This is a genomic window from Pantoea septica (assembly GCF_002095575.1).
GTDB lineage: Bacteria > Pseudomonadota > Gammaproteobacteria > Enterobacterales > Enterobacteriaceae > Pantoea > Pantoea septica.
The window spans coordinates 1-18934 of record NZ_MLJJ01000033.1 but is presented as its reverse complement, the minus strand read 5'-3'; the positions used below and the strand labels follow the sequence as shown (position 1 = coordinate 18934).

Annotated in this window: 13 protein-coding genes; 6 read left to right on the top strand and 7 right to left on the bottom strand. The window is 60.7% G+C overall.

Going from position 1 to position 18934, the window contains the following annotated elements:
• Nucleotides 1–67: 67 nt before the first annotated feature.
• Nucleotides 68–2770, bottom strand: coding sequence for an HTH-type transcriptional regulator MalT (gene malT / locus HA46_RS16155; protein ID WP_084885387.1), 2703 nt, complete (start codon nt 2768–2770; stop codon nt 68–70).
• A gap of 281 nt (nt 2771–3051) precedes the next feature.
• Between malT and malP the strand changes: the two genes are divergently transcribed.
• Both malP and malQ read left to right on the top strand, forming a co-directional pair.
• The gene (gene malP, locus HA46_RS16150; RefSeq protein WP_084885385.1) at nt 3052–5454 is read left to right on the top strand and encodes a maltodextrin phosphorylase; all 2403 of its coding nucleotides are present in this window, start codon (nt 3052–3054) and stop codon (nt 5452–5454) included.
• Between the two features lie 8 nt (nt 5455–5462).
• The gene (gene malQ / locus HA46_RS16145; protein ID WP_084885383.1) at nt 5463–7532 is read left to right on the top strand and encodes a 4-alpha-glucanotransferase; all 2070 of its coding nucleotides are present in this window, start codon (nt 5463–5465) and stop codon (nt 7530–7532) included.
• 71 nt (nt 7533–7603) lie between these two features.
• Here malQ and HA46_RS16140 read toward each other — a convergent pair whose 3' ends face one another.
• From HA46_RS16140 to malK, 5 genes are all read right to left on the bottom strand, one after another.
• Nucleotides 7604–8020, bottom strand: coding sequence for a type II toxin-antitoxin system VapC family toxin (locus tag HA46_RS16140; protein ID WP_084885381.1), 417 nt, complete (start codon nt 8018–8020; stop codon nt 7604–7606).
• On the bottom strand, nt 8017–8247 hold the full coding sequence (gene vapB, locus HA46_RS16135; protein WP_048782087.1) for a type II toxin-antitoxin system VapB family antitoxin: 231 nt from the start codon (nt 8245–8247) through the stop codon (nt 8017–8019). The genes HA46_RS16140 and vapB overlap by 4 nt, the downstream gene beginning before the upstream one ends.
• A 143-nt stretch (nt 8248–8390) precedes the next feature.
• A complete protein-coding gene (gene malM / locus HA46_RS16130) occupies nt 8391–9305 on the bottom strand; it encodes a maltose operon protein MalM (RefSeq protein ID WP_084885379.1) in 915 nt (304 codons plus the stop codon).
• 118 nt (nt 9306–9423) lie between these two features.
• Nucleotides 9424–10725 (bottom strand): maltoporin, encoded by a 1302-nt coding sequence (locus HA46_RS16125; RefSeq protein WP_033755645.1) that lies wholly within the window; start codon nt 10723–10725, stop codon nt 9424–9426.
• Between the two features lie 41 nt (nt 10726–10766).
• Nucleotides 10767–11876 (bottom strand): maltose/maltodextrin ABC transporter ATP-binding protein MalK, encoded by a 1110-nt coding sequence (malK, locus tag HA46_RS16120; protein ID WP_033755647.1) that lies wholly within the window; start codon nt 11874–11876, stop codon nt 10767–10769.
• 362 nt (nt 11877–12238) lie between these two features.
• Here malK and malE point away from each other — a divergent pair, with 362 nt between their 5' ends.
• From malE to malG, 3 genes are read left to right on the top strand one after another with little or no spacing between them, the layout of a single operon-like run.
• Nucleotides 12239–13429, top strand: coding sequence for a maltose/maltodextrin ABC transporter substrate-binding protein MalE (gene malE, locus HA46_RS16115; RefSeq protein ID WP_033755649.1), 1191 nt, complete (start codon nt 12239–12241; stop codon nt 13427–13429).
• Between the two features lie 59 nt (nt 13430–13488).
• Nucleotides 13489–15021, top strand: coding sequence for a maltose ABC transporter permease MalF (malF, locus tag HA46_RS16110; RefSeq protein ID WP_084885377.1), 1533 nt, complete (start codon nt 13489–13491; stop codon nt 15019–15021).
• 9 nt (nt 15022–15030) lie between these two features.
• Entirely contained in the window at nt 15031–15921 is an 891-nt protein-coding gene (gene malG / locus HA46_RS16105) for a maltose ABC transporter permease MalG (RefSeq protein WP_084885375.1), read from the top strand.
• 151 nt (nt 15922–16072) lie between these two features.
• On the opposite strand, the gene HA46_RS16100 is transcribed toward malG, so the two are convergent.
• A complete protein-coding gene (locus HA46_RS16100; protein ID WP_084885373.1) occupies nt 16073–17158 on the bottom strand; it encodes an aldo/keto reductase in 1086 nt (361 codons plus the stop codon).
• A 444-nt stretch (nt 17159–17602) separates the two neighbouring features.
• Between HA46_RS16100 and oxlT the strand changes: the two genes are divergently transcribed.
• Nucleotides 17603–18886 (top strand): oxalate/formate MFS antiporter, encoded by a 1284-nt coding sequence (oxlT, locus tag HA46_RS16095; RefSeq protein WP_084885371.1) that lies wholly within the window; start codon nt 17603–17605, stop codon nt 18884–18886.
• Nucleotides 18887–18934: the final 48 nt, after the last annotated feature.

Here is an 18934-nt window from a genome sequence, read left to right as displayed (position 1 = left end):
CAGACCCTTTCCGGAAATCCCGCTCATTTTCATGAGGCTATCGCGCTCGAGCACAGGACGGGCAACTTCACACATATCCCATCAGCTTCAGCATCGACTGCGCCTGATGCATCGCCTCGGCGCGATGCGAGACGCCCAGCTTCTGATAGAGGTTGCGGATATGGGTTTTAATGGTGGTGGCGGCCACATCCAGCTCCCCGGCGATCTGGTCGTTGCTGTAGCCGGAGTAGATCAGGCCCAGCACCTGCCATTCGCGCTGCGTCAGCGGGCTGGTGCGGATCAGCTCCGGCACGTCGGGATGATTCAGCAGTCGGCTGACGAATCCCTCGTCGAAGTGGGCGAACTTATGGCGATGGTATTTGTTAATTTCATTCAGGATACGGCGCGCGCGATGATTATCCAGCTCTTCCAGCGCGTTAAGCTGGATAAGCTGGCGCAGCTGCTGCGCCATGATCTCGCCTTCGATCACGAAATGGCTGATAAAGCCGGTGCCGCGCGCCAGCTTCAGCGCCTCGATGAGCGCGCGCTGCGCTTCGGCTTTGCGTCCGGTCTGCCAGTAGATCTGATTGAGCAGCAGCAGGTTGCGGTTCATATCGCTCATCAGACGCAGCGCGCGCGCGTTTTCGTTGAGCTCTTCCAGCACCACTTCCGCCTGGCTGAGATCGCCCTGCAGGATCTGCGCCCGCGCGATATTGCGCCACTGCCCCTGCAGGAAGTGGTTATTGGCGAAGGCGGGCTTCGCGGTGTGCCGCATCCAGTGGCTGGCGCTCTGGACGTCACCCGTCATCTGCCAGTAGATCACCCTCACCTTGTCGGCGTTGGCGATCCAGTCGCTGTGCAGGCTGCCGTTGTTGAGCAGATTCTCCAGACGGTTCAGGTAGCTGCGCGCGTTATCCAGATTGCCGCGCGCCAGCGAGCACTGCACCAGCAGGCCCAGACACTGGATCTGCTGCTGCGGCGGGTAGCCCTTCAACACTTTCATACCTTCGCGCGCCGCCTGCTCCGCCTCGTCCAGCCGGCCCCACGCCCACATCAGCTGGGCGCGAATGCGCAGCAGAAACTCGTGCAGCGGAAACTGCGCCAGATGCTGCTCGCCAACCAGCACGAACGCTTTCTCCTGAATCTCCCAGGCGGCCTGCAGAAATCCCTGCGCGAAAAGAATTTCGCTTTGCTGGATCAGGCTCCAGAGCGCGTAGTGCCAGGTTTCGTCGCGGCGCGCCATCTGCTCGGTCTGACGCATCAGCGCCAGCGAACTCGCCAGCTCGCCTTTGCAGTGCATCACTTCGCCATGCACCGAGGTGGCGACGATGCGGCTGTAGCGGCGGCTTTCCGGCAGGGCTTCCAGCGCCAGGCGGGCAAGCTGCTCCGCCTCTTCGGTGTTGCCGTCGTTGATCGCCACCTGCGCACGCACGGCGTTGAATTCGCCCTGTAGCGCGGCGTCGATCTCGCAGCTGCACGCCTGCTCGAACTTCGCCAGCAGGCGGTTAACCTCGGAAAAGCGATGCTGGCTCTGCATCAGCCAGGCCTGTAGCAGCACCAGGCGTGGATTATCCACCAGCGTCGCCCAGGGAAGCGCGCTCAGCGAGTTCTCCAGCAGCGCCAGCTCGCTCTGATTGAACAGCGTCCAGGCGTGCGCCAGCAGCACGTCGCGCAGCATCTCGACGTCGCCTGAGGCGAGCGCATGATGGATCGCTTCGCCGGGGAATCCCTGCGCCATCCAGCTTTGCGCGGCTGCGCGATGCACCGCGGGCAGCTCGGCTCCCAGCTCCCACTGACAACGCTGGCGCAAAAACGATCCAAACAGCGGGTGATAGCTGAACCACTGGCCCGAATCATCCATACGCTGCAGGAAGAGCCCTCGCCGCTCAATCTCCTCCAGCCGCATGCGTCCGTTCGCCTCGCCGGTCACGCAGGCGACCAGCGCGTCATTCATCGAGCGTAGCAGCGCGGTTTTCAGCAGGAAATGACGCGTCGCGTCGTCGATATTGTCCAGCACCTCCTCCACCAGATAGTCGGCAAGGTGGCTGGCGTTGATGCCGGAGAGCCGCCGCGCGGAGTCCTGCGCCGAGCCGGCGCCCTGACGCGCGGAGATAGCGATCAGCTGAAGCGCCGTCGCCCAGCCCGCCACGTCGTCGCACAGGCGCCCGCTCTCTTCAGAGGCGAGCGGCGCGCTCAGGCGACAGTCAAAAAACTGTTTCGTCTCGTGATGGGTAAACGCCAGCTGCTGGCTGCCCAGCTCCAGCAGCTGTTCGCGCACGCGCAGATTGGCGATGCCGAGCTGCGGCAGATTGCGCGACAGCACGACCAGCGTCAGGTTGTCGGGCTGATGGCGCAGGAAAAAGCGCATCGCCTCATGAATGGCGGGGTTGGCAATGTGGTGATAGTCATCCACGATCAGCCACAGCGGCTGCCGCCAGTCGGCCAGTTCGATAAACAGCTGCGCGAAAAGCGCGTTGAGGTTGACGTACTGCCGCTTCTGCGCCAGCGTTTCGCTGCGGCTGCAGCCGCCCTGCGTCGCCTGCTGCAGCGCCGCGATAAGATAGTCGGCGAAGCGCTCCGGCTGATTGTCGCCCTCGTCTAATGAATACCAGCCCAGATCCTTTCTATCCGCCGCCCACTGCGAGACCAGCGTGGTTTTGCCGTAGCCCGCCGGACTGGTAATCAACACCAGCCGGTAATTGCCCGCTGCGCCCAGCTTTTGCAGCAGGCGATCGCGCGTGACGGTGCTTTCAAGGCGTACGGGACGACTGAGCTTCGAGGGAATTAACATGGGCGCACGCTTCTCCATTAACGTTCAGCGCATCATTTTTTTACGCTTCGTAATTAATCTTCATACACGTTCACGGATCCGTTAGCTGAATGCAAGCGAACCTGTAAGGCAGGCTTAACAAAAGCGAGTGCAATCACACTCCTGCGCCGCTTTCAGATTTACCCTGGCCTCTCCGCCCTCGTTATCCTCCCTGCTGAATTTCATGCAGGAGGAGGAGCGCCCGAAAGGCGGCAGGCAAACTGGCAGGCAATCCCTTTTCGTTCTGACAGGAAGCACACGACATGAATTCGCAACCCTTCGATCACGCCCGCTTTACCGCCGCACTCACGCGGCAGTGGCAACGCTTCGGCCTGCGCGACGCGCAGGAGATGACGCAACAGCAGTGGTGGCAGGCGCTGAGCGGCGCGCTGGCCGAACTGCTGGCCGAACTGCCTGCGCAGCCCGCATCCGGGCCGCAGCGCCACGTTAACTATCTCTCCATGGAGTTTCTCACCGGCCGGCTGACGGGAAATAACCTGCTCAACCTGGGCTGGTATCAGGCGGTCGCCGACGCGCTCGCCGCCTGGGACATCGCCCTGAGCGACGTGCTGGAGCGCGAGACCGATCCGGCGCTCGGCAACGGCGGCCTGGGACGGCTGGCGGCCTGTTTTCTCGACGCGATGGCCACCACCGGCCAGCCCGCCATCGGCTACGGCCTGAACTATCAATATGGCCTGTTTCGCCAGCGTTTTATCGAAGGCGCGCAGCATGAGCAGCCAGACGACTGGGGACGCGACCGCTATCCCTGGTTTCGTCACAACGCCGCGCTGACCGTGCAGGTCGGTCTGGGCGGCAAGGTGGTGACGGAAGAGGGGCGCCCGCGCTGGGAGCCCGCTTTCCTGCTGCAGGGCGAGGCCTGGGATCTGCCCGTCGTCGGCTATGGCAACGGCGTCACCCAGCCGCTGCGCCTCTGGCAGGCGAAACACGCGCGTCCGTTCAACCTGCAGCGCTTCAACGACGGCGATTTCCTGCGCGCCGAACAGCAGGGCATCGATGCGGAGAAGCTGACGAAGGTGCTCTACCCCAACGACAATCATCAGGCCGGGAAAAAGCTGCGCCTGATGCAGCAATATTTTCAGTGCGCCTGCACGCTGGCCGACATCCTGCGTCGTCACCATCAGGCGGGCCGCGCCATCGAGACGCTGCCCGACTATGAAGTGATCCAGCTCAACGATACCCATCCGACGCTGGCGATCCCGGAGCTGCTGCGCCTGCTGATCGACGAGCATCAGCTCTCCTGGGATCGGGCGTGGCGCATTACGCAGCGCACCTTCGCCTACACCAACCATACGCTGATGCCGGAGGCGCTGGAGTGCTGGAACCTGCGTCTGGTACGCGCGCTGCTGCCGCGCCATATGATGATTATCAATACGCTGAACGCACAGCTCAAAAAAGAGGTCGAGGCGCGCTGGCCCGGCAACGAGGCGATCTGGGCGAAGCTGGCGGTGGTGCACAATCAGCAGCTGCGCATGGCTAACCTCTGCGTGGTCAGCGGTTTTGCGGTCAACGGCGTGGCGGCGCTGCACTCCCGGCTGGTGGTGCAGGATCTCTTCCCGGAATACCACGCGCTGTGGCCGGAGAAGTTTCACAACGTCACTAACGGCATTACGCCGCGTCGCTGGATCCAGCAGTGCAATCCGGCGCTGGCCACGCTGATCGACAATACGCTGTCGCGCCCCTGGGTTAACGATCTGGATGCGCTCAGCGACCTGGCGCCGCTGGCGGACGACGCCGCGTTTCGCGCGGAGTATCGCGCCATCAAGCAGCAGAACAAGGCGGCGTTAACGCGCTGGATCGCCGAAAAGACCGGTATCCGCGTTCAGCCTGACGCCCTGTTCGACGTGCAGATCAAGCGCCTCCACGAATATAAGCGCCAGCATCTGATGCTGCTGCATATCATCGCCCTGTGGCAAACGCTGGTCAGCGATCCGCAGGCGAATCTGACGCCGCGCGTGATGCTGTTCGGCGCCAAAGCGGCGCCGGGCTACGCGCTGGCGAAAAATATCATTTACGCCATTAACAAGGTGGCGGCCGTGGTTAACGCCGATCCGCGCGTCGGCGACCGCCTTAAAATCGTGTTTATTCCCGACTACAACGTCTCGGTGGCGGAGCGGCTCATTCCTGCCGCCGATCTCTCCGAGCAGATCTCGACGGCGGGCAAAGAGGCTTCCGGAACCGGCAACATGAAGCTGGCGCTTAACGGCGCGCTGACGATTGGCACCCTGGACGGCGCGAACGTGGAGATCGCCCAGCAGGTCGGCGAGGAGAATATCTTTATTTTCGGCCATACCGTCGAGCAGGTGACTGCGCTGAAGCAGGCGGGCTACGCGCCGGCGACCTGGCGCAAAAAAGATCCGCAGCTGGATCGGGCGCTGACCGCGCTGGAGGACGGCACCTTTAGCGACGGCGACACGACGGCCTTCGACGCGCTGGTGCGCAGCCTGGGCCCGACGGGCGGCGATCCCTACCTGGTGCTGGCCGATTTCCGCCACTATCTCAATGCCCAGCAGCAGGTCGAAGCGCTGTGGGCCGATCCGGACACCTGGACGCGCGCCGCGATCCTGAACACCGCGCGCTGCGGCATGTTCAGCGCCGACCGCGCCATCCTCGATTATCAGCAACGTATCTGGCAGGCCGCGCGCTGAGGAACGCCATGAAACCGAAAAACCATCTTGATCGCGCCGCAGACGGCCTGATTGCGCCCGATTACATTGATGCCCACGGCCGGCCGCAGCAGGTCTCCACGCTGACCCGCGAGCGTCTGCTGGGGCTGATGCAGCCTCAGAACGCGGGCGCGTCTCCGCTGCCGCCTGCGGCCATCTTCCGCCAGGGCGAGCCGCTGACGCTCTCGCCGGTGCTTCTCAGCGCGGCCAGCTGGCAGCTGACCAGCGAAGGGGGCGCGTGCTGGTCAGGCCGCTGCGCGGCGGGCGAAACCCTGACGCTGCCGCCGTTGCCGGACGGCTACCACCAGCTGACGCTGGAGCATGAGGCGCAGCGCTACGGCTGCTGCGTTATCGTCGCGCCGCCGCGCTGCTATGAGCCGCCCGCGCTGCTGGCGGGCGAATCGCTGTGGGGCAGCTGCATCCAGCTCTATACGCTGCGATCGGCACATAACTGGGGCATCGGCGACTTTGGCGATCTGCGGCGGATGATCGACGAGACGGCGCGCCGCGGCGGCGCCTTTGTCGGGCTGAATCCCCTGCACGCCCTGTTTCCCGCAGAGCCAGAGAGCGCCAGCCCGTACAGTCCTTCGTCGCGCCGCTGGCTCAATATTCTCTACATCGACGTCAACGCGGTGCCGGACTTTCAGCAGAGCGAGGCGGCGCGGGCCTGGTGGCGTCTTGAGGCGACCCAGCAGGCGTTGCAGGCGGCGCGCCGCACGGAATGGGTAGATTACCCTGCCGTGACGCGCCTGAAGCTGGAGGGCTTACGGCTGGCCTGGCAAGCGTTTCGACTGCGCGACGCGGATGACGCGGAGGCGGCGGCGTTTGAGGATTTTGTCGAGGCGGGCGGCGACAGCCTGCTCTGCCAGGGCCTGTTTGACGCCCTGCATGCCGAGCAACGTAAGCAGGATGGTGACAGTCACGGCTGGCAAAGCTGGCCGGACGCCTTTCAGCATCCCGACAGCGCCGCCGTGCTGGCATTTCGCATTGAGCAGAGCGATGAGGTGCGCTTTTATCTCTGGCTGCAGTGGCTGGCAGCCCGGCAGTTCGCGGCGTGCTGGCAGCGCTGTCGGCAGCATGAGATGGCGATCGGCCTGTACCGCGATCTGGCGGTAGGCGTGGCGCGCGACGGCGCGGAAACCTGGCGCGAGCGGGAGCTTTACTGTCTTGAGGCGAGCGTCGGCGCGCCGCCCGATATTCTCGGTCCGCTGGGGCAAAACTGGGGGCTGCCGCCGATGGATCCACAGGTGATGGCCGCGCGCGCGTTTGAGCCCTGGATCACCCTGTTGCGCGCCAGCATGCAGGATTGCGGCGCGCTGCGTATCGATCATGTGATGGCGCTGCTGCGCCTCTGGTGGATCCCGCAGGGCGAAAGCGCGGCGGAAGGCGCCTATGTGCACTATCCGGTGGACGCGCTGCTGGCAATTCTGGCGCTGGAGAGTCAGCGCCACCGCTGTATGGTGATCGGCGAGGATTTAGGCACCGTGCCGGCGGCGATCGTCGACAAACTGCGGGACGCGGGCGTCTACTCCTACAAGGTGCTCTATTTCGAGCAGGCGTCGAAGCAGGCGTTCCGCGCGCCGGGGCAGTGGCCGCGCCAGGCGATGGCGGTCGCCACCACGCACGATATGCCGACGCTGCGCGGCTGGTGGCGCAGCGACGATCTTCGTCTGGGCAGCAAGCTGGGCCTCTATCCCGATAAGGACGTCCTGGCGGGGCTGTATCGCGACAGGCAGGCGGCAAGGAAAGCGCTGTTGCAGACCCTGCTGCGCAGCGGCGCGCTGCCCCCGCGCCGGCGCTTTCAGCGGGGCGGCGCGCGTATGACCCGCGCGCTCAGCCAGGCGATTCTGGGCTATCTGGCCGACACGCAAAGCGCCCTGCTCGGGCTGCAGCCGGAAGAGTGGCTGGATATGACGACGCCGGTAAACGTGCCCGGCACCGTCGACGCCTGGCCTAACTGGCGGCGCAAGCTCAGCGCGACGCTGGAGGAGATGTTCAGCGATCCGGCGGTCGATGCGCTGCTGGCGGCGGTGGATCGCGGCAGAAAGGGAATGAAATAGAAGAGAGACGTTAGCCCGCCGCGCGCGGGCTGACGATTATGGACTGCGCTATTTCCATCACCGTCAGGCGATCATTTGCTCCAGTCTTCAAAAACAAGCCCTGGGACGCGCTCAAATTCCTTGACGTTATAGGTAACAAGCATGGCGTCAGCCGCAATAGCGTGCCCGGCAATGGCGGTATCATTCGGGCCAATGGGCCTGTCAATAGCGGTCAGCGCACGCTTGATTTCTGTGGTTGCGTCCACTGCATGGCGATCCCAGGCCAGAATGGCATCCAGGCGCGCGCAGAACGCTTCAACCAGCTGTACATGGCGAGGCGACGCTTTCTTGCCAACAGCGCCAAACCGGATTTCCGCATAGGTTATCGCTGACACAACAGTTCGATGACGGCGCAGCACAGCTTGCTCCAGCCGCATGAGTACGGCTTCCGGCTGTTCCCGCATAATAAAAGAGCAGATATTTGTATCGAGCATATAGGTTTTAATCACAGCTCAAATCGCCCTTCATCGCTGAAAACGTCTGCACGCTCCGTCATAAAATCGGCGTCAGCCTTTTCTTGCTCGCGAAATGACCCCCAGCTCGGCTTGACTGGCCGCAGGATCAGAGAGTCGCCTTCGCGAATAATCTCCAGTTCGTTTACGCCGTCGAAATCGAGATCGCGCGGCAGGCGAATCGCCCGATTATTACCGTTTTTGAATATCGATACCGTACGCATTTTTTTGTCCTCCCATCCTTACATATGCCAAGTATATGCCGAGGAAGGCGTGATGTATAACCGCCCTTCATACGTTATTTTTCCATAAAAAAAGGTGCGCCGTAGCGCACCAGGTGGGGCAACTCAGCACTGTCGGGGCAGCTTCACCCCTTGCCTTTAACACTGCTGATAAAGGTTTTGCGCGCCGACGTCGAACCCAGGCGTTCCGCCTCGTCCAGCAGCTTGAGGGCTTTATCGATATTGCCCTGATCCACCGCCTGACGGATGCTCTGATTAAAGTAACTTTCGGTATCGTCCACCAGCGGCGCCGACGGCGCGGCGGGCGCGGTGCGTGCCGCCGCCTGCGCAACCGGCTGGGTGCTGCCGACCGTAACCGGCGCCGGACCTGAGGAGCCGAACAGCGGGCCGACCAGAATCGAGGAGGCGGAGCTGGTGGAGACTTTCAGCTTTATTTTGCCGTCCACGCCGTGACGCGCGACCGGATCGGGAATATCGGGCACCGCATGGCCGGTGCCTCCGGCGTAGGCTTTCGCCGGATCCACCAGCGTGGTGGTCTGGCCGAGATCCTGCGCGGTGGTGAATACCAGCAGATAGATTTTTTGCTGGCCCAGCGCCGGCGTCAGCTTCATCACCCCTTCCAGGCGGTCGGCGCTCATCACGCCCGGCTGTTGATAGGTAAAAAAGCGGCTCGGGAACCAGGCGGCGGGACGCAGGTTCTCGTCGAGCACAAGCACATTGGGGGCGAATACCTGATTGTGCGCCACTTCGCTGCTCAGCGTCACCGTCAGCTCGCCCTGGCTGGCAGGCAGGCTAAACGCGGCGACCGGACCGGTGATGCCGCTGACGTCAAGCTGCGTGCCGCTCTGCGACAGCGAGATGCTCTGCGGGCGCGAGGTGTCGACGGGCTGCCAGCTCAGTCGCTGCAGGCTCGCGTTCGGGATCGTCGGCGCGGCGGAGAGATCCTGCGGCACCAGGTTAATTTCAGCATGCGCTGGCAGGGCGAGGCTCGTCAGCAGCGCGGCGCTCAGACAGAGTGCGGTAAGCGTTTTCTTTTTCATTTTTTATATTCTCAACAGGCTGTCGGACAGCCGCTGAAGCCAGGCAATGGCCGCGGCTGCTCAGAAAGCGCCGTGCGCTGAACGCACGGCGGCCGTTTGCGTTACAGGTCGGTACGGTTTACCACCAGATTTCCATCTGCGCGCCGAAGCTCCACTCATCGTTGTCGCCGCGGCTGTTGGTGAAGAGACCGTTGCCGGTGCTGTCTGCGGAAGCCAGCGAGGTCAGATCGCCGGAGGCATCTTTGCTGTAGCCCCACTTCTCATCCCATTTGGCGTAGGTAGCAAACAGGCGCAGCGCCGGGCGCGACCAGATGCTGTCGCCCGCCTGCCACTGCTGAGCGAGGGTGATTTTGTACTGGCCGTTGCGTTCGCTGACCTGCTGCGACTTCACGTTGTCGTAGCCCACTTCCAGCAGGGTGCTCATGATCGGCGTCCATTTGTACATCGGGCGCACGCCGACGGTGTACCACTCGGTGCCGCGGTTGTTGTCCAGATCGGTGTTCTGGTACATCGCCACGTACATCAGGTCCCAGCGATCGGCGAGCGAGATGGCGCCGTGATCGAGGACGCGGTACATGCTGCCGTTGTTGTTGATGTTGGTGCCCTGCGGCAGCCCTTTGCCCTGCGAGGTGAGCGCATCGGTGGCGTACTGCAGCACGAATTTGTTGTAGCCTTTGAGCATGCTCTGGGTATGCTCCGCCGTGAACATCCAGCCATCTTTCGACGCGCCGTCTTCGATACGGTAGCCGTCGCGCGCGTTGGCGCGGCCATAATCGACACCCAGCTCCAGCACGCCGTCCGGGTTGGTTTCCAGTCCGGCCAGGCGCACGTCGAAGACGTCGTTGGCGGTGCTGGTGGCGTAATCGCGGATGCGATCGCTGGAGAAGGTATAGGAGCCGCCCGCCTCTGAGGAGCGCGTCGCCGCGAAAGAGAGCTTGCCGAAGCCGAGATCCACATCTTCCAGACCGGCGCCCGGGCCGGAGATATCCCAGTAGTAGAAGTCGATCATATGCACGTCGTGACGCTGGTAGAAGCGCTTACCGGCCCAGATAGTGGAGCCCGGCAGGGCGTCGATCAGGTTTTTGCCTTTGACGTTCGCCTCGCGGAAGGCGGGGGATGTCGCCTCCCAGTCATTCTGTTGCGCCACTGAATAGGCGACGTTGGTGTCGAAGTAGAAGCTTTTGTCGCCCTCTTTCCACACTTCCTGGCCCAGCTTCAGTTCGGCGTAGGTTTCGCATTCGTTGCCCAGACGGTATTTGCTTTGCGCGCCGGTAGCCTGAAAGCACTGCTGTTCGCCGCCGCTGCCGGTCCAGCCGATGCCGGAACGGGCGTAGCCGGTAAAGTCGACCGCCATCGACGAGGCAGAGATCGTGCCCGCCGCGATGGCGATAGCGACGGGAAGTTTGCGCAGAGTTATCATTTTCTATCTCCTGAGATCATTGCTTTTATTGTTTTGCAGGGCTAAACACCAGGCTCCTGATGCAGCCTGCGACAGGCGCTCCCGTCCTCGCGGAACAGGTGACAGCGCTCCGGTGGCAGGCCAATGCCCATCAGGGCGCCCTCTTCTACCAGCACGACGTCCTCCTGGCGGTAAACCAGGTTTTGACGGATAGCGGGGATCTGGATATGGATTTGCGTTTCGTTGCCGAGCTGCTCGACCACCTGCACCTCGCCCTCGAGCGTGACGTCTGCGATATCGCTGGAGAGCAGGTGTTCAGGTCGGATGCCTAACGACATATTGCTGCCCACCTGGACGCCTGCGCTCTCGACCGGTAGCCAGATGCGCTGATCGTTAGGCAGGCGGACCTGCACCTGATCGATAGCGGTAGCGGTCACTTTGACGGGCAGAAAATTCATGCGCGGCGAGCCGATAAATCCGGCGACGAAGCGGTTAGCGGGATAGTGATAGAGCTCCAGCGGCCTGCCGACCTGGGCGATGCGCCCGGCATCCAGCACCACGATCTTGTCCGCCAGGGTCATCGCCTCGATCTGATCATGGGTGACGTAAATCATGGTGCGCTTCAGGCGCTTGTGCAGGCGCGAAATCTCGATGCGCATCTGCACGCGCAGCGCGGCGTCCAGGTTGGAGAGCGGCTCGTCGAGTAAAAAGACGCGCGGCTCGGCGACCAGCGTACGGCCGATCGCCACGCGCTGGCGCTGACCGCCGGAGAGCGCTTTGGGCCGACGGTCGAGCAGATGCGCCAGCTGCAGCACTTCCGCCACCTGATTAACGCGATGCTGGATCTCGTCACGCCTGACGCCCGCCAGCTTCAGGCCGAAAGACATATTTTCCGCCACCGACAGATGCGGATAGAGGGCATAGGACTGAAACACCATGCCGATGCCGCGCTCGGCGGGCGGCACCTCGTTCATTCGCTGGCCGCCGATCAGCAGCTCGCCGCGGGTAATGGTCTCCAGACCGGCGATCATGCGCAGCAGCGTGGATTTGCCGCAGCCCGACGGGCCGACGAACACCACAAACTCTCCTTCGCCGATTTCCAGATTGATGTCCTTCGAGACCAGGGTGTCGCCCCAGGCCTTGGTGACATTGCGTAACGCGACGCTCGCCATGATGCTTTCCTCTCCGCTTGCTCATTCTTGCCTGCATCGCCGCAGGCAGACTCCGGCGTCCACTATGGGAAAGGTTCCGGGCGCGCGCATCCTCCGCCGCAGGCGCTTTAGCTGGGGGATGAGAGAGGAGGAGGAGATCGCCGCGCCTCTCCCTGCAACGGCAGCGGCGCGCGGTTTTTTGTGATCGACTGCGCAGAGTCGCGGCGACCGGAGTGTGCGCCAGACCGTGATAACCGCCCGGTTTTGCAACGGAGATCACGGCTTAGCGTCGGCAGGCGTAGAGCGCGGGAGGATGAGAAGCAGCGGCGGATGGTCACAATGTGCGGGAAAACGATTTCCGTTTCCGCTAACAGGATGGAGTTATGACAATGAAAACCGGCGCACGCATTTTTGCCCTTTCCGCCCTTACGGCCATGCTGTTTTCGGCCTCGGCAATCGCGAAGATCGAAGAGGGAAAACTGGTTATCTGGATCAACGGCGATAAAGGCTATAACGGGCTGGCCGAAGTGGGTAAGAAGTTCGAGCAGGATACCGGCATTAAAGTCACGGTCGAGCATCCGGATAAAATGGAAGAGAAATATCCGCAGGTGGCCGCCACCGGCGACGGCCCGGACATTATCTTCTGGGCGCACGACCGCTTCGGCGGCTATGCCCAGTCGGGGCTGCTGGCGGAGATCTCGCCGGATAAAAGCTTCCAGGAGAAGCTCTTTCCTTTTACCTGGGACGCGGTGCGCTTTAACGGCAAGCTGATCGGCTACCCGGTGTCAGTGGAATCGCTGTCGCTGATCTACAACAAAGACCTGCTGCCTAACCCGCCGAAAAGCTGGGAAGAGATGGCGGCCGTCGACAAACAGCTGCGCGCCAAAGGCAAGAGCGCCATTATGTTCAACCTGCAGGAACCCTACTTCACCTGGCCGCTGCTGGCTGCAGGCGGCGCTTACGCCTTTAAAAAGAGCGACAGCGGCTACGACGTCAAAGATACCGGCGTAGATAACGCCGGCGCGAAAGCGGGCATGCAGTTCCTGGTCGATCAGGTTAAAGCCAAAACCCTCAACGCCGACACCGACTACTCCATCGCCGAAGCGGCGTTCAATAAAGGCCAGACCGCGATGACCATCAACGGTCCCTGGGCCTGGAGCAATATCGACAAGAGCGGCATCAACTACGGCGTCACGCTGCTGCCGACCCTGAACGGCAAACCGTCGAAAACCTTCGTCGGCGTGCTGAGCGCGGGCATCAACGCCGCCAGCCCGAATAAAGAGCTGGCGAAAGAGTTCCTTGAGAACTACCTGCTGACCGATGCCGGTCTGGACGCGGTGAATAAAGACAAACCGCTGGGCGCAGTCACGCTGAAGTCGTTCCAGCAGGCGCTGGAAAAAGATGAGCGCATCGCCGCTACCATGAACAACGCGCGCAGCGGCGACATCATGCCGAATATCCCGCAGATGGCGGCCTTCTGGTATGCGATGCGCACCGCCACGCTTAACGCCCTGAGCGGACGTCAGAGCGTCGATGCCGCACTGAAAGACGCGCAGGCGCGCCTGAACAAGTAACGCCTCTCCCAAAGCCGGTTCGCGCCGGCTTACCACTGGTTGTTAAGGAACACCGAATCATGTCAGGAAAACCGAAAACAGGAGGCGCGGGCCAGCTGCTGAAGCGCGTTCTCGTCGGGATCTGCTGTCTGCTGGTCGGCTACCTTCTGGTGCTGATGTATGCGCAGGGCGAATATCTGTTTGCGCTGCTGACGCTGATCGTTAGCGCGGCGGGCATCTGGATCTACGCTAACCGGCGCGCCTACGCCTGGCGCTACGTTTATCCCGGTCTCGCCGGGATGGCGCTGTTTGTGCTCTTTCCCCTCGCCTGTACCGTGGCGATCGCCTTTACCAACTACAGCAGCACCAACCAGCTGACCCAGGCGCGCGCGCAGCAGGTGTTGCTGAGCCGTCAGTATCAGGACGGCGCGGGAATGAACTTCGCGCTCTATCCTGCGGGCGATCGCTGGCAGCTGGTGCTCTCCGCTGACAGCGAGAGCTATGTCTCGCCGCCGTTCGCTTTTGGCGGCGAACAGCAGCTCAGCATGACCCCTGCCGCGCCGCCGGCGGGCCAGCGCGCGACGCTGAAGGTCGTCACCGGCAACCGGCAGGCGCTCAGTCAACTCCGCGCCAGGCTGCCGGACGGCCGCGAACTGGTGATGAGTTCGCTGCGGCAGTTCTCCGGCACGCGGCCGCTCTATCAGCTCACCGCCGACCAGCGGCTGAAAAATCAGCAGAGCGGCGAGATCTATCAGGCGAACGATCAAACCGGCTTCTTCCAGCGCGTCAACGCCGACGGCAGCTGGGGCAGCGAGCAGCTCAGCCCGGGCTTTACGGTTGGCGCAGGCTGGAAGAACTTTGTGCGCGTCTTCACCGACGAAGGCATCCAGAAGCCCTTCCTGGCGATTTTCGGCTGGACGCTGCTCTTCTCCCTGCTGACCGTGGCGCTGACCGTCGCCGTCGGCATGGTGCTCGCCTGTCTGGTGCAGTGGGAGGCGCTGAAAGGCAAAGCGATTTATCGCGTGATGCTGATCCTGCCCTACGCCGTACCGGCCTTTATTTCGATACTGATTTTCAAGGGGCTGTTTAACCAGAGCTTCGGCGAGATCAACGTGCTGCTCAACGCCCTGTTCGGCCTGCAGCCCGCCTGGTTCAGCGACCCGCTGCTGGCGCGCGCCATGCTGGTTATCGTCAATACCTGGCTGGGCTATCCCTATATGATGATCCTCTGCATGGGGCTGCTGAAGGCGATTCCAGACGATCTCTACGAAGCCTCGGCGATGGATGGCGCGGGGCCGATGCAGAATTTCTTTCTGATTACCCTGCCGCTGCTGCTGAAGCCGCTGATGCCGCTGATGATCGCCAGCTTCGCCTTTAACTTTAACAACTTCGTGCTGGTGCAGCTGCTGACCAACGGCGGCCCCGATCGCCTTGGCACCACCACGCCGGCGGGCTATACCGATCTGCTGGTGAACTATACGTGGCGCATCGCCTTCGAGGGCGGCGGCGGACAGGACTTTGGTCTGGCGGCGGCGATCGCCACCCTGATCTTCCTGCTGGTGGGCGCGCTGGCGGTGATTAACCTGAAAGCCGTGCGGATGAAGTTCGACTAAGGAGGCGTTATGGCTATAGTACAACCTAAATCGCAGAAGCTGCGTCTGCTGCTGACCCATCTGCTGCTGCTGGCGTTTATCGCCGCGATTCTTTTCCCGCTGCTGATGGTGGTGGCGATCTCGCTGCGCGCGGGCAACTTCGCCACCGGCAGCCTGATCCCGGAGCAAATCTCCTGGGAGCACTGGCGGCTGGCGCTGGGCATCAGCGTGACCCATGCCGACGGCCGCGTCACGCCGCCGCCGTTCCCGGTGCTGCTGTGGCTGTGGAACTCGGTGAAGATCGCCGGCATCAGCGCGCTCGGCATAGTGGCGCTTTCCACCACCTGCGCCTATGCTTTTGCTCGCATGCGCTTCGCCGGACGCGCCAGCCTGTTGAAAGGGATGCTGATTTTTCAGATGTTCCCGGCTGTGCTTTCGCTGGTGGCGCTTTATGCTTTATTTGATCGGCTGGGGCAGTATCTGCCCTTCCTGGGGCTGAATACGCACGGCGGCGTGATTTTCGCCTACCTGGGCGGTATCGCGCTGCACGTCTGGACGATTAAAGGCTATTTCGAAACCATCGACGGCTCGCTTGAAGAGGCGGCCGCGCTGGACGGCGCGACGCCGTGGCAAGCGTTCCGGCTGGTGCTCTTGCCGCTGTCGGTGCCGATCCTGGCGGTGGTGTTTATTCTGGCGTTTATCGCCGCGGTAACGGAAGTGCCGGTTGCTTCGCTGCTGCTGCGGGACGTCAACAGCTATACCCTGGCGGTGGGGATGCAGCAGTATCTCAACCCGCAGAACTATCTGTGGGGCGACTTTGCCGCCGCCGCCGTGCTCTCCGCCATCCCGATCACGCTGGTATTCCTGCTGGCGCAGCGCTGGCTGGTCAGCGGCCTGACGGCGGGCGGCGTTAAGGGCTAATCTCTTCATCATTGCAGTGCCACTGCTTCCTCAATACTAACCATAGTTGAGGGTTTTTGGCGGCCTTCGGGCCGCCGTTTTTATTTGTGCTGAAAGAGGTGCTTACGGCATAAAGATAAAGGCTGGCCACATCGCGCGGCCAGCGTGCGGCTTATTTCTGCGCCTGATCTTTACGTTCGTCGAGGGTCTGACGGTACTCGTTCAGGAAGGGTTGCTCTGCCGGATCGATACGGTCCATGCCGCTGGTGAAGCGGTGCCAGTAGGGATAGCGCGGCGCCGGACGCGTCACGCGCTCAATGCGCTGGCGCTGCTCATCGCTCAGGGTAAGCTCGAAGGCGTTGAGGTTTTCACGCAGATGCGTTTCGCTGCGGTTGCCGACGATCAGCGCGCTGACGCCGGGACGCTCCGCCAGCCAGGCCAGGCAGACCTGCGCGATAGAGGCGTTAATCTCTTTGCCGACCTGCTCCAGCACCTCGATAACGTTATAGGCGTGCTCCATATCGTGCACGTAGGGTTCCGGCCAGCCGCTGCCCTGACGCGTGGATTCCGGCGCTTTACCGTGACGACTGACCGCGCCGGTCAGCAGGCCTTCGCCCAGCGGCCCCCAGATCAGCGTGCCGATCTGCTGGTCGATCGCCATCGGCAGCAGCTCGAACTCCGCTTCGCGCGATTCCGGCGTGTAGTAGATTTGCTGGCTGACGGGCTTGAGCAGCTGCTGTTCGCTGGCGCAGCCTAACGTCTTCATCATCTGCCAAGCGGTGTAGTTGGAGGTGCCGAAGTAGCGAATTTTGCCGCTTTTCACCAGATCTTCCAGCGCGCGCAGCGTCTCTTCAACCGAGGTGACGCCATCCCAGTTATGGATCTGATAAAGGTCGATGTGGTCGGTTTTCAGGCGGCGCAGGCTCGCTTCGCACGCTTTGACGAGATGGTAACGGCTGGCGCCGCTCTCATTCGGGCCATCGCCCAGCGGGCTGCGCGCTTTGCTCGCCAGAATGACCTTGTCACGTTTATCGCCGAGCGCTTCGCCGACCACCTCTTCCGCGCCGCCCATCGAATAGAGATCGGCGGTGTCGATCATATTAACGCCGTGATCTAGCGCGATATCGATAAAGCGGCGCGCTTCGCTGGCGTTAACGTTGCCGGTTTTTTCAAAGCCGGCTTTGCCGCCGAACGGCACGGTGCCCAGCACGAATTTCGAGACCAGCAGGCCCGAGTGGCCCAGTTTACGGTATTGCATTTACTTTCCTCCTTTACAGCTTAAAAAGGCGATCGTAGTCGCAATAGGTTTTATGTGTTCAGGGGGAAAAGCGTAGGAGAGGATTGGGAGGGGTGCAAATTGTTCAAAAGCAAGTCAGCAAAAGTGAAATTTATTTTTTCCTTGTAACAACTACATTAAACGCTGAAGTAAGGTATTTGTAAAAAAATAAATCACAATCTGCTAGCTAAAATGTGCAATATTTTCGCGCAAAAAAATAGATAAACATGTAAACCATCACTTTGCGTAACAGTTTGTTTGGGGAGATGAGCTCTGGTAACGCTGTAAATATATTCACTCGCACATTTTTGATGCGAGACGCCACATTTTAGGGCAAGAATCTTCCTCATGTATATTAAATTTCTATAAAACAGCGATATTAGCGTTCTGATCAGGCATGGCACGGTAAATGCTTTAAAAAGTAAAATGCGTTTAAGCCGGAGTGTGATGATGTCAAGTTCAGTATTATCAGAGGTAGAGGTTTCCCACTACAGAAAGAAATGGGCGCAACTCTTTTTGGGGTTGGTGTGTATGATTTCAATCTCCAGCCCGCAATATGTCTGGGCGCTTTTTACCCGACCTTTGATGGAAAAATTACACGCGCCACTGGCAGAAATTCAGATCACCTTTTCACTTTTAATCATCCTTCAGACGTTTTTCTCCCCGCTTCAGGGAAAATTAATTGACCGTTTTGGCCCGCGCGTGCTTATCACCATCGGGACGCTGATGGCCGGTATTAGCTGGATGCTCGTCTCACGGCTTGACTCGCTTTTTGAACTCTACCTTTATTATGGAGTAATTGGTGGTCTTGGCACGGGCATCGTTTATATCGGTGTGGTCGGATTAATGGTTCGCTGGTTCCCTGAAAAAAGAGGATTTGCAACGGGCATGGTGGCAGCAGGTTATGGAATGGGGGCCATTTTAACAACCTTTCCCGTCACCGCCTCGCTCGCTACAGCAGGACTGGAAAAGACGTTTTGGCAGTTTGGCATTATGATGGCATCCGTTGGATTTATTGCCAGCCAGGGGCTAAGGATGCCAAAAGATAGTATTGAATCGCGCGCAGGGCAGCGATCAGCTGACGCTCCCAAAAGTTTCAGCTCAAAAGAAATGCTACGGCAGCCCATATTCTGGCTGATGTTTATCATGATGACCATGATGTCTACATCAGGACTTATGGTTACGTCACAGATGGCTATATTTGCTGAAGACTTTGGCATCACTTCAATAACAATTTTGGGGATGGCGGCTTTACCCTTGGCCATGACCATAGACCGCTTGATGAATGGCCTTACACGGCCCTTTTGTGGTTACATTTCCGATCGTATTGGTCGTGAAAAAATGATGTTTTTTGCTTTTGGTCTTGAAGGCATTGCTATGACGTTGTGGCTGTTATGTAAAAGTGATCCTGTGTTATTTGTTTTACTTTCCGGCGTAGTTTTCTTTGGCTGGGGAGAGATATTTTCTTTATTCCCGGCAACCTTAACGGACACCTTTGGCACTCGCTTCGCTACGGAGAATTACGGTTGGCTCTATATTTCTCAGGGTATTGGTTCTATATTCGGTGGTCCCGTAGCGGCATTGCTTTATCAGCATATGCATAACTGGAGCATAGTATTTGGTAGCGCCATTACTCTGGACATTGCCTGTGCTTTACTTGCCATATGGGTACTTAAGCCCTGGCGGGCGCGATTTTTAGCCAAAGCCTGATTTAAAGCCGGTGAGTTGCAGGTTCAGTATTTGGGTAATGGTCCCAAC